The sequence below is a fragment of the Ruegeria sp. SATB045 genome (assembly GCF_059613525.1).
Genome location: NZ_JBXWSR010000024.1, coordinates 49,862 through 62,655, shown reverse-complemented (window position 1 = coordinate 62,655; position 12,794 = coordinate 49,862). Strand labels below are relative to the sequence as shown.

Below are 12,794 nucleotides of genomic sequence, written 5' to 3'. Positions count from 1 at the left end.
GGATTACGCCCCGGCCTGCGGGGTCATGTCATCGGCGGTGACGCCTGCAACGGCCACCGGTTTCTTCATCGCGTCGCGGCGGAAGGGCTCGCCCAGTTCCTGATTGATCATGGCTTCGATCAGGGTAGTGATGCCGTTCTTCTGGTCCTCGATGGCCTGATTCAGGGCTGCTGTCAGCTCGTCCATGGTGCGTGCCACCACGCCTTTCAGGCCGCAGGCCTGCGCGATACCGGCGTAAGAGACCTTGGTGTCCAGCTCGGTGCCCACAAAGTTGTCGTCGAACCACAGGGTCGAGTTCCGTTTCTCCGCCCCCCACTGATAGTTGCGGAAGACGATCTGCGTAATCGCGGGCCATTCTTCGCGCCCAATGGCGGTCAGTTCGTTCACGGCGATGCCAAATGCACCGTCACCAGCAAAGCCCACAACCGGCACATCCGGGCAGCCGATCTTGGCACCCATGATCGACGGCAGGCCATAGCCGCAGGGGCCGAACAGGCCCGGGGCCAGATATTTGCGGCCATCCTCGAAGGAAGGATAAGCGTTGCCGATGGCGCAGTTGTTGCCGATATCGGACGAGATGATCGCCTCTTTCGGCAGGGCGGACTGGATCGCGCGCCACGCCATGCGGGGGCTCATCCAGTCGGGCTTGGCCGCGCGGGCGCGCTGGTTCCATGTGGTGCCCGGATCGTCATCCTCGTGGTCCATGCTGGACAGTTGCTGCGCCCAAGCGGATTTCTTCTGAGCGATTTTCGCCTTTCGCTCATCGCGACCGGCGTCGCCAGCTGTATCGCCGAGATTTGCTAGAATGCCATTGGCCACCTTGGCCGCGTCGCCGATGATGCCAACCGAGACCTTTTTGGTCAGGCCGATCCGATCCGGGTTGATGTCGACCTGAATGATCTTGGCATCCGCAGGCCAGTATTCCATGCCGTAGCCCGGCAGGGTCGAGAACGGGTTCAGACGGGTGCCGAGGCACAGAACCACATCGGCCTCGCTGATCAGCTCCATCCCCGCCTTTGAGCCGTTATAGCCCAGCGGGCCAGCAAACAGAGGGTGCGAGCCGGGGAAGGCGTCATTGTGCTGGTAGCCGACGCAGACCGGCGCATCCAGACGCTCGGCCAGTGCCTTGGACGCCTCGATTCCACCTTCGGAAAGAACCACGCCCGCACCGTTCAGGATCACTGGATTCTTGGCGTTCGACAGCAGCTCGGCCGCCTGCGCTACGGCGCTTTCGCCGCCCGAGGGACGTTCGAATTCTACAATCGCGGGCAGGTCCACGTCGATAACCTGAGTCCACATATCGCGCGGGATGTTCAGCTGCGCAGGAGCGCTGGCGCGTTTGGCCTGCATGATCACGCGGTTCAGAACCTCGCACACGCGGGTCGGATCGCGGACCTCTTCCTGATAGGCGACCATGTCTTCGAACAGTTTCATCTGCTCGACTTCCTGGAAACCACCCTGACCGATGGTCTTGTTCGCGGCCTGCGGCGTGACCAGCAGCAGCGGGGTGTGGTTCCAATAGGCGGTTTTGACGGCGGTGACAAAGTTGGTGATACCGGGGCCGTTCTGCGCGATCATCATCGACATTTTGCCGGTAGCGCGGGTGTAGCCGTCGGCCATCATACCGGCGCTGCCTTCGTGTGCGCAGTCCCAGAACATGATCCCCGCTTTGGGGAACAGGTCCGAGATCGGCATCATGGCCGAGCCAATGATCCCGAACGCATGTTCGATCCCGTGCATTTGCAGAACCTTAACAAAGGCCTCTTCCGTGGTCATTTTCATCTGAGTGATCTCCGCGCATATGTGGAATGGCCGGGTCTCTTGCCCTGCCTTTAGATACGGTTTTGACGGATGGCGCGGGGCGGCGTTAGGGCCAGAATGCGCGGCGGAATAGGTCCAGTGTTGCGCTAACAGGCGCGGATTGCCTCGGCGATGCGTTTTATGCCCGGATTGATGCGATCCGGCGCGATCGAGGAATATCCCAGACGGTAGAAATTCTGCGGCCGGTCAGGGCTGGAAAAGAACGGAGCGCCGGGCTCGATATGAACGCTCTGACCCTGTAGTTCCTGTGCTAGCCGGGCCGTGTCCACATGATCCGGTGCCGACATCCAGATGGATGAGCCGCCCAGCACGCCGCGCCCGGCCACGGTCAGGCCGTGCTGTTCAACGGCCTGATCCAGCGCCGCGCGGCGTTGGGCCAGCGCTTTGGACATCCGCCGGATTTGCGCGTCATAATGGCCAAGGGACAGGAAATAGGCCGCCGTGCGCTGGATATGCCCCGGCGGGTGGCGCAGAACCAGCGACCGCAGGGCACGGGCCTCGCGGATGAACGGCTCGGACCCGACCATGTAGCCAAGGCGCAGGCCGGGGAACAGCGATTTGGAGAAACTACCCACATAGATCACCCGTCCATCCCGGTCCATCGATTTGAGCGCGGGCGAGGGCGCACCCAGAAAGGCCATTTCGAACTCATAGTCATCCTCGACCACCATGGCGTCCAATTCGCGGGCGCGGGCCAGCAGGGTGGTGCGCCGGTCCACGGGCATGGTGGCTGTGGTCGGGCTTTGGTGGCTGGGGGTGGTAAAGATCACATCAGTCTGATCGGGCAGCGCCTCGGGTGGCAAACCATCGCGATCCACTGCGACTGGGGCCACTTTGCAATCGGAATGGTTCAGCAGATCGCGCAGGGCGTAATAACATGGGTCTTCGATCACTGCAGTTCGGTTGTGGTTCAACAGAATGCGAGAGGCCAGCCAAAGCGCGTTCTGCGCGCCCATGGTGATCAAAATCTCTTCGGGGCGGGCGGCGATGCCGCGGCGGGGCAGGGTGTGGCGGGCGATGAATTCGACCAGAAGCGGGTCATCCTGATCCACGTAATCGCCGGTCAGAGAATCGAAATCCTTGTGCCCCAGCGCCCTAACTGCGCACAGGCGCCAGTTGGCATGATCGAACAGCGACCGGTCGGCCTGACCGTAGATGAACGGATAGCGGTAGTCGCGCCAGTCAGCAGGCTTGGTCAGGGTGTCCCCGTCCGAGAATCGGCGGGCCAGTGCCGTGGTCCAGTCAACCGTCTCGTCGCCGCGCGGGGTGGGCGTGTATTTCGGGGGCACTGGCGCGTTTTCCGACACGTAATACCCCGACCGGCCCTTGGCGGTCAGATAGTCATTGGCCAGCAGTTCCGTATAGGCCAGTGTCACCGTGATCCGGCTGACGCCCAGATGGGCCGCCAGTTTGCGGGACGAGGGCAGCTTCTCGCCCACATGAAAACGCCCCGACAGGATGCCTTCGGCAATCATTTGCTGGATCTGCGCCTGCAACGTGCCCTGACCGTTTAGTTCCAGAAAGAAGGTGTCGACTGAGATGCCCATTCAAGTCTTATAGGGTGGACTTATGCGGTGAGCAATCTGGACTTACGCGTTTTGTGGTTGACGGGTGCGCGACATTAATCTAAATAACTAGAAATCTAGTTTAATGGAGTTGCGATATGTGGGAAACTGCAGCAGCAGGATTTTCGGCCATGGGGTCCGAGGCCCGGTTGAAGGTTCTCAAAACGCTGGTCCGCGCCGGTCAGGCCGGGCTGACGGTTGGAGAGATTCAGGAACGCACCGGAATTGCGCCCTCTACTCTTGCCCATCACCTGCGATTTCTAGCCGCCGGAGGGGTCGTGCAGCAGGAAAAGATCGGTCGCACCACCATCAACCGCGCCAGCTATGACGAGCTGCGCGCTTTGGCGCAGTTCATTCTGTCCGAGTGCTGCGCCGACGAAGTCGGAAAGGCCGCAAACGATGGCTGAGTTAACGCAAAACCCGAAGGTCCAAGCCAAAGCTGCGCTGGAGTTGATCAAAACGCCCTGGGCAGTGATCGTGGCTATTCTGATCGCGGTTGCCGTTCTGGACCCCGGCAACTGGGGTGAGGTGGTAATCTTCGCGGGCAAAGCGCTGGCGCATACCGGGCAGTATATTCTGCTCGCAGTTCTGCTCCTATCCTACCTCAAGGCCACCGGTGCCGAGGTCATGGTCGCCCGTGCCTTTGAGGGGCGCGAGACGCGGATGATTTTCCTCGCCGCCCTGTTCGGTGGCCTTGCCCCGTTCTGTTCATGCGAGGTGATCCCCTTCATCGCCGGTCTGCTGGCGCTGGGCGCGCCTTTGTCGGCGGTGATGGCGTTTTGGTTGAGCTCACCGCTGATCGACCCGCCGACCCTGCTGATCACGGCGGGCGCGCTGGGTTGGCCGTTTGCCATAGGCAAGGCCGTCGCCGCCGTTGCTTTGGGCCTGTTCGGAGGCTTCGTGGTGCGCGCGCTGATGCGTGGCGGAGCGTTCGCCGAGCCTCTGCGTGTTTACAAACCCGCCGGGTGCTACGGCTGTGGTCCGAAACAGGACGACAAGCCGGTCTGGAAATTTTGGCAGGAACCGGAACGCCGCACGCGGTTCCGGGCTGAGTTTGTCCAGAACGGGATGTTCCTGCTGAAATGGCTGGCTTTGGCCTATGTGCTCGAGGCGCTTCTGGTCAGCTATGTGCCCGCCGACCTGATCGCGCGTGTGGTTGGGGGCGAAGGCGTCGTGCCGATTGTCATCGCGGCGCTGGTCGGAATGCCTGCCTATCTGAACTCTTACGTCGCACCGCCGTTGCTAGCGGGTCTGACCGAGCAGGGCATGAGCGCAGGCGCTGCCATGTCGTTCATGATCGCAGGCGCGGTCAGCTCGATCCCGGCGATGGCTGCCGTATGGTCGCTGGTCAAGCCACGGGTCTTTGCGACCTATCTTGGATTGGGGATTACTGGCGCGATCATCTCAGGGATCGTCTTCCAGATGATCTAAAGGAAAAACCGCCCGGAGATGCCTCCGGGCGGTTTTGCTTATTGGTTGGCCTCGCAGAGGCTCGGCATTTTGAAGCGGTACCTTGCTTCCCCGCTATTGACGTAAACGCGTTTTTCGACGCAGGCCGTATCGCCGACGGTGCGCGCCACGTGTTCCTTGGATTCGTCGATCGAGATGGTGGACCCGTCGGGCAGCTTAACCGACGCGATAACGCCGTGTTTCAAGTCCCCGTTCAATGGGGTCGCCGTCAGAACCGCAACCGTCAGGTACGAGTCGTGTTCATGCGCGCCATCATCGTTGAGTACCAGCAGCGCTGCCGCGACCGAGACTGTGCCGACGATCGCCACCATCAGCAGGCCCCATGTTTTCAGAAATGCATAGATCGACACCGCACGGTGCGGGCCGAAAACAGAGGACAAAGCATTCAGCATAGGTATCTCGTGCAAAAAAGCCCCGGCCCTTTCGGACCAGGGCTGATTAAGTATCAGAAGCGCGGATCTTCGTCTTCTTCCTCGTCGCCGCCACCTTTGGGCAGGTTGAAGAAGCTATCGGCGTCGATGACCGGCTCATCGTCTTTTTCCTCGACCGGATCATCGGACAGCGAGAAGGTTTCGAGCCCCTCGATGGCCGTCGGGATTTTCGGTGCGGCGTCCATTTCCAGCGACTGCTCGGTCGAGACCAGCTTGCGGCGCTCATCATCGCTCATGACGCCACCTTCGGCGGCTTTCTTCGCGGCGGCTTTTTGGACAATCGCGTCCAGCTCGGACTGTTTGCACAGGCCCAGCGCAACCGGGTCGATCGGCTGCATGTTGGCGATGTTCCAATGGGTACGCTCACGGATCGACTGGATGGTGGGCTTGGTGGTGCCGACCAGCTTGGCGATCTGGCCGTCGCTGAGTTCGGGGTGGAATTTGACCAGCCACAGGATCGAGTTCGGACGGTCCTGACGCTTGGACAGAGGGGTATAGCGCGGGCCACGGCGCTTTTCCTCGCCTGCCGCAGCGGCGTTGAACTTGAGCTTCAGCTTGTGCAGCGGGTTGTTCTGCGCTGAGTCAATTTCTTCCTGGGTCAGCTGGTTGTTGGCGATGGGGTCAAAGCCTTTGACGCCAGCGGCCACGTCACCATCGGCGATACCCTGCACTTCAAGCTCGTGCATTCCTACGAAATCCGCGATCTGCTTGAAGCTGATCGTGGTGTTGTCCACCAGCCAAACGGCGGTTGCTTTGGCCATAAGCGGTTTTGCCATCAGCCCGTCTCCTGTAAATACATCTGTCCCGTCGCCGGAATTCGGCGGCCCCGTGATCTTGGGGCAGGTTTCCGTTGTCGGGGAACTTCGGGCCTATATAGTCGCGCAAAGGCAAGAAGGGAAGAGGCGAATGCGTCACGGGATTCTAGCGCTGGTCATGTGGGCGTTCAGCGGGCTGGTCGCACTGGCCGATGGAGAGAAGGCGGGCGTTTTCGACTATTACGTCCTGTCGCTGAGCTGGTCGCCCAACTGGTGTGCCCGCGAAGGTGATGCGCGCGGTTCTGATCAATGCGATGCGCGGCATGATCATGGGTGGATCCTGCACGGGCTTTGGCCGCAATATCATCAAGGCTGGCCGTCTTATTGCCCGACGGTCAAGGCGCCGCCGTCGCGCGCGATGACGCGCGAGATGGCGGATATTCAAGGCACCTCTGGGCTGGCGTGGCACCAGTGGAAGAAGCACGGAACCTGTTCGGGCCTGTCTGCAGCGGACTACTACGCTTTGTCGCGCGCGGCCTATGAGGGCGTCACCCGCCCGCCTGTGTTCCGCAAGCTGGACGGGGCGGTCAAACTGCCCGCCTCGGTGGTGGAAGAGGCGTTTCTAAAGGAAAACCCTGCGCTAGAGCGCGACATGATCACCGTCACCTGCAAACAGGGCTATATCGAAGAGGTACGCCTTTGCCTGTCGCGCGACCTGAAACCGGTGCCATGCGGCCGAGATGTGATCCGCGACTGCACGGCCAAGGATGCTCTGTTCGATCCGATTCGTTAAAGCTCGCGGTTCTGGCACTCCCGCGCATAGCCCAACGCCTTGGCGGTGCCTTTCAGATCAATGGCCATCACGGTTTCACCTTGCGTGTTGTAGATGGTCAAGGTCTTGTTCTGTGCAATCGCATCAACGAATTTGGGGTCAGTGAAAAACACCGTTGCACCGGGCACATCGCGTTCGTTGAATCCGATTGCGGTGCCATCGTAGCTTTTGCCATCCAGTTCAAAACGGATCGGATAGCTCTCGCCCTGTTCGATCTCGCCCCAGGCCTTGTTGTAGACGGCGAAATAACCGCGTTTGTCCAACGCGTCATACCCGATACGCACGACCGAGAGATCCTGATAAATCGTCTGGATCAGGCACCCATTCCCAAGCGCAGGGTCCATCATGATGTTCCAACCCTCGACGAAACCCTTGTCGATAAGGTCTTGTGCAAACGCTGTTGTTGTTGTGACTGCCGTTAGCAAAAGAGCAAGAAGACGAGGCATTGGTTAAGCTCCTGAAATATGTCGAATAACGGACGCTCGCATTCGGAATCGAGTTGATACCAAAGTCCGGCGCATCTAAAGCGCCAAATGTGCCGAACGTTTCTATCAAATCTTGAGAAGCAGGCGCAATTGTTCCATTTTGTGCGCGATCGGGTAATGCCGGTGGTGGCCGTTGTTCGAGATTAGATGTTTTCACTATTCAGGATCACATGATGAACCGTCAACAGATACGTTTTCTTCGACGTACCTGCACCTCGGTGCAAATGCGGCTATCCGAGGAAAGCCCTCTTCGTGGAACGTTTGAGCGGGGGGACGAGATCTCGCTTCTGACCGATGGCTCGATCTTTCCTCATGTCGCGCAGCAGTACGAGTGGAATTTCAACGAAACACGCTTTATTGGTCAGGTTTGCGATGCAGCCTCTTACCATCTTATTGATATAGGGGCGAATGTCGGGCTCTATACGCGGCAGGTGCTGCTCAACTACCAGAACGTGCATTCCGCTTCCTGTTTCGAACCCAGCCCGGACAATGTCGAGCATCTTGAGCGAAATATCGGCGGGATGCCAACTGCGACGGTCCATAGCTTCGGTCTGGGAACGACAGATGGTGAGTTGACCTTTTTTACTGACGATGTGAACGGAGGAAATTTTTCGTTCAATGAGAATGCAGTAGCGGGCAGAAACCATCACGTGATCAAAGCCCCGATCCGCAAGATATCGGAGCAGTTGCTTGACGATTGCATGGGGGATGAGGCCCGAAAGCGACGGTTGATTTGGAAATCTGATACCCAAGGTTTGGATGAGGTGCTGATGAGCGAACTTCCACTCGGATTCTGGCAGCGCGTTGATTTGGCGGTGTTCGAAGGGTGGCGGATACCAAAGCCTGAATTCGACGCCCAGGCCTTTGCCGCGGTCCTGAAGGCGTTTGACTTTGTTTATATCATGGGTAGCAGGAACAAAAGACTGCAGCGGACAGACGCGGAACAATGCATGCATTATCTATCCGGTACAGACCGCAGATGGGCCGATGTTTTCCTGTCGAGGCGCGAGCTGTCCTGACCTCTTAACCTGCAATTTAGGCCTGATATCGTTCGCTAGATCTCCTTGCGCGCCCGCAGCGCTGCCGTGATCGTTCCGTCATCCAGATAATCCAACTCGCCACCAATCGGCACACCCTGAGCGAGTGAGGTCAGGCGCACCTGACCGTCTAGCTGGTCGGCGATGTAATGGGCTGTGGTCTGGCCATCGACTGTGGCGTTCAGGGCGAGGATGACCTCGGTGATCCCTTCTGCAGTGACTCGATCTTTGAGGCGCGGGATGCGCAGTTCGTCCGGGCCGACGCCGTCCAGTGCCGAGAGTGTCCCACCCAGCACGTGATAGCGGCCTTTGAACACGCCTGCGCGTTCCATCGCCCAGAGGTCGGCGACGTCTTCTACTACGCACAGCTCTCCGGTGGCGCGGGCCTCGGCGTTGCAGATGTCACAGATGTCCGTGGTGCCCACGTTGCCGCAGTTCAAGCATTCGCGGGCGGTGATGGCGACCTGCTGCATGGCGTCCGACAGGGGTGTCAGCAGCAGCGCACGTTTGCGGATCAGGTGCAGCACCGCGCGACGGGCCGAGCGGGGCCCAAGCCCCGGCAGTTTGGCCATCAGGTCGATCAGATTGTCGATGTCGCTGTTCGAACTCAACGCATGTGCTCCTGCAAGAGGGCCGGGTTTGCGGGCCCGGCCTTTGGATCGTCAGGAGTGTGTATCAGAACGGCAGCTTGATGTCTGCGGGCAGACCCATGCTTTCGGTCAGCTTGGCCATCTCGGCCTGCGCGCGTTCGGCGGCTTTGGTCTGCGCGTCCTTGATAGCGGCGAGGATCAGGTCTTCTACGACCTCTTTGTCGTCGCCGTTGAAGATCGAGGGGTCGATGTCCAGACCTTTGAGTTCTCCCTTGGCGGTGGCAGTGGCTTTGACCAGTCCAGCACCGGATTCGCCGACAACCATCAGAATGTTGAGTTCTTCCTGCATGTCGGTCATCTTGGTCTGCAGATCCTGCGCGGATTTCATCATCTTGGCCATATCGCCCAGACCGCCGAGTCCTTTAAGCATTACGTTTTCTCCTGCTAATCGGTTTGTCGCCTAGATACGGACAGCGCCCGTGCGGCACAAGGGGGCAGTGCCCTCCCGCCCGTCGTCGTGGTCTTTTGCTAGACCTCTCCTCCCGTTGGGCCCGGCAGAGCGCGGGCAACGCCCGCGCTCTGCCGGGCCCAAGGTCGCTCAGGGGTATCGGCGTCAGCCGATGGCCCGTGGCGGGCGCGGGAGGGTTAGTCCTCCTCGAACGGGTCCCATTCGTCTTCGACCTCGGGCAGGGCTTCGGTTTCGACCTTGGCGGCGCGTTCTTCGGGGGTTTCGATGCGTTTGATCTTGGCTTTGGGGAATTGAGCCAGCACCGCCTGCACCAGCGGGTGCTGTTCGGCCTCGGCCTTTAACGCCAGATCGGCGGCATCTCGGATTTCGGCGATGGTTGCCGCCTCACCGTTGGCCACAATGGTCACCGCCCAGCGGTTGCCGGTCCAGCGTTGTAGTGCGGTACCCATGCGGGCGGCCAGATCGGTTGGGGCTGAATCTGTTGGCGTGAACTCGATCCGACCGGGTTGGTAAGACACCAACCGGACGCCGTTTTCGACCTCAACCAGCAGTTTCACATCCCGGTTGGTACGGATCAGTTCGACCACATGTTCAAAACTCGGGTAGCGGGCCAATGCCGTTTGCACATCCTGCGCCAGTGCGGCCGTGGGCGCTCCGGCCCCGCCGCGTATGGGCGGCGCATAAGTGGAGGCCACCGGGGCCTGCGCGGCGTGTGATGATGCGGTCATTCCGCCGCCGGGCCCGCCGTTTGGCGGTGGGGGAGGCGCGTCTTGCAACCGTTTGATCAGTTCTTCTGGGCTGGGCAGGTCAGACACATGGGTCAGGCGGATCACGGCCATCTCGGCGGCCATCATGGCGTTGGGCGCGGCTGAGACTTCCTCGAGCGCTTTCAACAACATCTGCCACATGCGGGTCAGGACCCGCATCGGCAGGGCCTCGGCCATTTCCTGACCCCGCGCGCGTTCATCTGGGGGCACAGTCGGGTCTTCAGCGGCATCCGGCGTGATCTTTACCACCGACACCCAATGAGTGATCTCGGCCAGATCGCGCAGCACGGCCAGCGGGTCGGCGCCTTCGGCATATTGTGCGCCAAGTTCGGTCAGCGCCCCGGCGGCATCGCCACGCAGGATCATGTCCATCAGGTCCAGCACTCGGCCCCGGTCGGCCAGACCCAGCATCGCACGCACCTGATCGGCGCTGGTTTCCCCGGCGCCGTGTGAAATCGCCTGATCCAGAAGAGAGGTCGCATCGCGGGCTGAACCCTCGGCGGCGCGGGTGATTAGTGCCATCGCGTCTTCGGCGATCTGTGCGCCTTCGGCATCGGCGATCTTGCGCAGCAGGCCGATCATGTCCTCGGGCTCGATCCGTCGCAGGTCAAAGCGCTGACATCGGGACAGGACCGTCACCGGCACTTTGCGAATCTCGGTGGTGGCAAAGATAAACTTCACATGCTCGGGCGGTTCCTCAAGCGTCTTGAGCAGCGCGTTGAAGGCGCTGGTCGACAGCATGTGGACCTCGTCGATGATGTAAATCTTGTAGCGGGCCGAGGCCGCGCGATAGCGGACGCTGTCGATGATCTCGCGAATATCGTTCACACCGGTCCGGCTGGCGGCGTCCATCTCCATCACGTCCACATGGCGACCTTCCATGATCGCCACACAATGTTCGCACTGGCCGCAGGGTTCGGTCGTCGGTTTGCCCTCGCCATCGGGGCCGATGCAGTTCATGCCTTTGGCGATGATCCGGGCCGTGGTGGTTTTGCCGGTGCCGCGAATGCCGGTCATGATAAAGGCTTGCGCGATCCGATCCGCCTCGAACGCGTTTTTCAGCGTGCGTACCATGGCCTCCTGCCCGACCAGATCGGCAAAGGTTTCAGGGCGGTATTTACGGGCAAGAACCTGATAGGCGGGGCTGGGCGTGTCGGTCATATCTGCTCTGTCGGATTCGGGTTCCGACGCAGCCTAGAGACCCCCGCCGCCCGCGTCCACCGCCGCCTTGGGGGAAATTCGGTTTGCAGGTCAGTTTGCACAGCATAGAAGCTATGTGAAAAGGAGGCCGGGGATGGAGCCATTTGCAATTCACGTGGTCGAGGTCGGGGCCGGTCATTTCGCGCTGTCGCCGCTGCCGGGGCGCGCGGGGGAGTATGCGCGGGATTTGGATATCATTCGCCGCTGGCGGCCCGATCTTGTGATTTCGATGACCACAAGCTCCGAGATGGAGCAGACCGGAGCGGGAAAACTGGGAGATGACCTGCACGCCGAGGGCATAACCTGGACGCACCTGCCGATTGAAGATTTTGGCGCGCCGTCGCCGGACACCGAGGCCGCGTGGCCCCGGATCAGCCAGTCTGCCGCGCATATTCTGGCGCGTGGAGGGCGGGTGCTGGTGCATTGCCGGGGCGGGTGCGGGCGGTCGGGCATGATCGCCCTGCGGCTTATGGTCGAACAGGGCATCGCGTCCGACGCGGCGTTGCGCCGCCTGCGCGCCGTGCGGCCCTGTGCGGTTGAAACCGACGGGCAGATGCGTTGGGCAACCTGCGCGCCGGACTGAGTTACAACGCCAGATGCTGCTGGGGCTGTGCTGGTTGCGCCGGGGCCAGCTCTGACACTTCAAGCATGGCACAGGGCGGCACTTGTAACTGGCCGGCCGGACGGGCCGCAGCATCGGGGCCGAACAGCATATCCGCATAACCATCCAACGCGTCGAGCGAGGCGTCCGTGCTGGTGCCGCAGAAGATGCGAATCTGATCTTTCTGGGCGCGGAATCGGGCGATGCAGCCCTGTGGGCAATGGCCCAGCTCTCCGCTGCCGTCCAACGCGAAGTCATCCGACGTGGCAGGCACTGCGGATTCCATCGCCTGCACAATAGCCCGTGCCATCTGCGCCAGAGCCGGGCAGGTCTTGCCGGTTTTCTGACATAGGGTTGCACTGAATTGGTGCGTTTTTGTCTTCCAGATCATAATGCGCCCTCCGCGCGGGGAACGGGGCGTAGATCAGGTGTGACAGCGCGCTGACAATCCCGCCCGGACACCCCGCCCGAGTTACAGTTTTGCTTTGATGGCAGGTCTCCTGACTTGCGGGTCATAGCGTTGCCGACCTTCCCAGCCTTGCGGGCCAGTGGTATTTCGGCATTGCTCACCGCTTACAGTTGCGGGGGCAGTCGCGGCATTGGATCGTTCCGGCATGACCGGGCAGAACCGCACCGTGTTCCCTTTTCATCTTGTCCCGACACGGGACAAGAACCATCACGCCATCGCTAGCGGTTGAGCGGGCTTTGAGTCAAGCGGGCGCGCGCGCAAAGTGGACGTTTGGTCATCTTGATGCGCCCTTGACTCAGCCC

Annotated in this window: 14 protein-coding genes and 1 riboswitch; of the genes, 5 read left to right on the top strand and 9 right to left on the bottom strand. The window is 60.8% G+C overall.

Going from position 1 to position 12,794, the window contains the following annotated elements; translation table 11 throughout:
• Positions 1-3: 3 nt before the first annotated feature.
• Entirely contained in the window at positions 4-1,782 is a 1,779-nt protein-coding gene (xsc, locus tag AC2FNR_RS13190) for a sulfoacetaldehyde acetyltransferase (RefSeq protein WP_170754499.1), read from the bottom strand.
• Between the two features lie 125 nt (positions 1,783-1,907).
• Positions 1,908-3,368 carry a MocR-like pyridoxine biosynthesis transcription factor PdxR gene (gene pdxR, locus AC2FNR_RS13185; RefSeq protein WP_170355343.1) on the bottom strand — a complete coding sequence of 487 codons (1,461 nt, stop codon included), beginning with the start codon at positions 3,366-3,368 and terminating at the stop codon, positions 1,908-1,910.
• Positions 3,369-3,484: 116 nt separating this feature from the next.
• On the opposite strand from pdxR, the gene AC2FNR_RS13180 reads away from it, so the two are divergent.
• Positions 3,485-3,793 (top strand): ArsR/SmtB family transcription factor, encoded by a 309-nt coding sequence (locus AC2FNR_RS13180; RefSeq protein WP_170355342.1) that lies wholly within the window; start codon positions 3,485-3,487, stop codon positions 3,791-3,793.
• Positions 3,786-4,817 (top strand): permease, encoded by a 1,032-nt coding sequence (locus AC2FNR_RS13175; RefSeq protein ID WP_496849410.1) that lies wholly within the window; start codon positions 3,786-3,788, stop codon positions 4,815-4,817. Before AC2FNR_RS13180 ends, AC2FNR_RS13175 begins: the two co-directional genes overlap by 8 nt.
• Positions 4,818-4,855: 38 nt before the next feature.
• On the opposite strand, the gene AC2FNR_RS13170 is transcribed toward AC2FNR_RS13175, so the two are convergent.
• A complete protein-coding gene (locus AC2FNR_RS13170; RefSeq protein WP_480866414.1) occupies positions 4,856-5,248 on the bottom strand; it encodes a hypothetical protein in 393 nt (130 codons plus the stop codon).
• A 53-nt stretch (positions 5,249-5,301) separates the two neighbouring features.
• A complete protein-coding gene (locus AC2FNR_RS13165) occupies positions 5,302-6,063 on the bottom strand; it encodes a DUF1013 domain-containing protein (protein WP_170724540.1) in 762 nt (253 codons plus the stop codon).
• 130 nt (positions 6,064-6,193) lie between these two features.
• Between AC2FNR_RS13165 and AC2FNR_RS13160 the strand changes: the two genes are divergently transcribed.
• Positions 6,194-6,835, top strand: coding sequence for a ribonuclease T2 family protein (locus AC2FNR_RS13160; RefSeq protein ID WP_170754489.1), 642 nt, complete (start codon positions 6,194-6,196; stop codon positions 6,833-6,835).
• Here the strand turns inward: AC2FNR_RS13160 and AC2FNR_RS13155 are convergent.
• On the bottom strand, positions 6,832-7,320 hold the full coding sequence (locus AC2FNR_RS13155; RefSeq protein ID WP_480866412.1) for a hypothetical protein: 489 nt from the start codon (positions 7,318-7,320) through the stop codon (positions 6,832-6,834). The two genes, AC2FNR_RS13160 and AC2FNR_RS13155, sit on opposite strands and share 4 nt — an antisense overlap.
• 212 nt (positions 7,321-7,532) lie before the next feature.
• Here AC2FNR_RS13155 and AC2FNR_RS13150 point away from each other — a divergent pair, with 212 nt between their 5' ends.
• Positions 7,533-8,378 carry an FkbM family methyltransferase gene (locus AC2FNR_RS13150; RefSeq protein ID WP_496849407.1) on the top strand — a complete coding sequence of 282 codons (846 nt, stop codon included), beginning with the start codon at positions 7,533-7,535 and terminating at the stop codon, positions 8,376-8,378.
• 35 nt (positions 8,379-8,413) lie between these two features.
• Here the strand turns inward: AC2FNR_RS13150 and recR are convergent, their stop codons facing one another.
• From recR to AC2FNR_RS13135, 3 genes are all read right to left on the bottom strand, one after another.
• A complete protein-coding gene (recR, locus tag AC2FNR_RS13145; protein WP_496849405.1) occupies positions 8,414-9,007 on the bottom strand; it encodes a recombination mediator RecR in 594 nt (197 codons plus the stop codon).
• A 64-nt stretch (positions 9,008-9,071) separates the two neighbouring features.
• Positions 9,072-9,416, bottom strand: coding sequence for a YbaB/EbfC family nucleoid-associated protein (locus tag AC2FNR_RS13140; RefSeq protein ID WP_496849403.1), 345 nt, complete (start codon positions 9,414-9,416; stop codon positions 9,072-9,074).
• 215 nt (positions 9,417-9,631) lie between these two features.
• Positions 9,632-11,383 (bottom strand): DNA polymerase III subunit gamma/tau, encoded by a 1,752-nt coding sequence (locus AC2FNR_RS13135; protein WP_496849401.1) that lies wholly within the window; start codon positions 11,381-11,383, stop codon positions 9,632-9,634.
• A 133-nt stretch (positions 11,384-11,516) separates the two neighbouring features.
• On the opposite strand from AC2FNR_RS13135, the gene AC2FNR_RS13130 reads away from it, so the two are divergent.
• The gene (locus AC2FNR_RS13130; protein WP_496849399.1) at positions 11,517-12,005 is read left to right on the top strand and encodes a protein-tyrosine phosphatase family protein; all 489 of its coding nucleotides are present in this window, start codon (positions 11,517-11,519) and stop codon (positions 12,003-12,005) included.
• A 1-nt stretch (position 12,006) separates the two neighbouring features.
• Here the strand turns inward: AC2FNR_RS13130 and AC2FNR_RS13125 are convergent, their stop codons facing one another.
• On the bottom strand, positions 12,007-12,414 hold the full coding sequence (locus tag AC2FNR_RS13125) for a hypothetical protein (protein ID WP_496849398.1): 408 nt from the start codon (positions 12,412-12,414) through the stop codon (positions 12,007-12,009).
• 82 nt (positions 12,415-12,496) lie between these two features.
• A riboswitch (cobalamin riboswitch) is annotated at positions 12,497-12,716 on the bottom strand.
• Positions 12,717-12,794: the final 78 nt, after the last annotated feature.

Coding starts and splice junctions, on each gene's coding strand:
- xsc (WP_170754499.1), bottom strand. CDS start 1,782: ATGAAAATGACCACGGAAGAGGCCTTTGTTAAGGTTCTGCAAATGCAC.
- pdxR (WP_170355343.1), bottom strand. CDS start 3,368: ATGGGCATCTCAGTCGACACCTTCTTTCTGGAACTAAACGGTCAGGGC.
- AC2FNR_RS13180 (WP_170355342.1), top strand. CDS start 3,485: ATGTGGGAAACTGCAGCAGCAGGATTTTCGGCCATGGGGTCCGAGGCC.
- AC2FNR_RS13175 (WP_496849410.1), top strand. CDS start 3,786: ATGGCTGAGTTAACGCAAAACCCGAAGGTCCAAGCCAAAGCTGCGCTG.
- AC2FNR_RS13170 (WP_480866414.1), bottom strand. CDS start 5,248: ATGCTGAATGCTTTGTCCTCTGTTTTCGGCCCGCACCGTGCGGTGTCG.
- AC2FNR_RS13165 (WP_170724540.1), bottom strand. CDS start 6,063: ATGGCAAAACCGCTTATGGCCAAAGCAACCGCCGTTTGGCTGGTGGAC.
- AC2FNR_RS13160 (WP_170754489.1), top strand. CDS start 6,194: ATGCGTCACGGGATTCTAGCGCTGGTCATGTGGGCGTTCAGCGGGCTG.
- AC2FNR_RS13155 (WP_480866412.1), bottom strand. CDS start 7,320: ATGCCTCGTCTTCTTGCTCTTTTGCTAACGGCAGTCACAACAACAACA.
- AC2FNR_RS13150 (WP_496849407.1), top strand. CDS start 7,533: ATGAACCGTCAACAGATACGTTTTCTTCGACGTACCTGCACCTCGGTG.
- AC2FNR_RS13140 (WP_496849403.1), bottom strand. CDS start 9,416: ATGCTTAAAGGACTCGGCGGTCTGGGCGATATGGCCAAGATGATGAAA.
- AC2FNR_RS13135 (WP_496849401.1), bottom strand. CDS start 11,383: ATGACCGACACGCCCAGCCCCGCCTATCAGGTTCTTGCCCGTAAATAC.
- AC2FNR_RS13130 (WP_496849399.1), top strand. CDS start 11,517: ATGGAGCCATTTGCAATTCACGTGGTCGAGGTCGGGGCCGGTCATTTC.
- AC2FNR_RS13125 (WP_496849398.1), bottom strand. CDS start 12,414: ATGATCTGGAAGACAAAAACGCACCAATTCAGTGCAACCCTATGTCAG.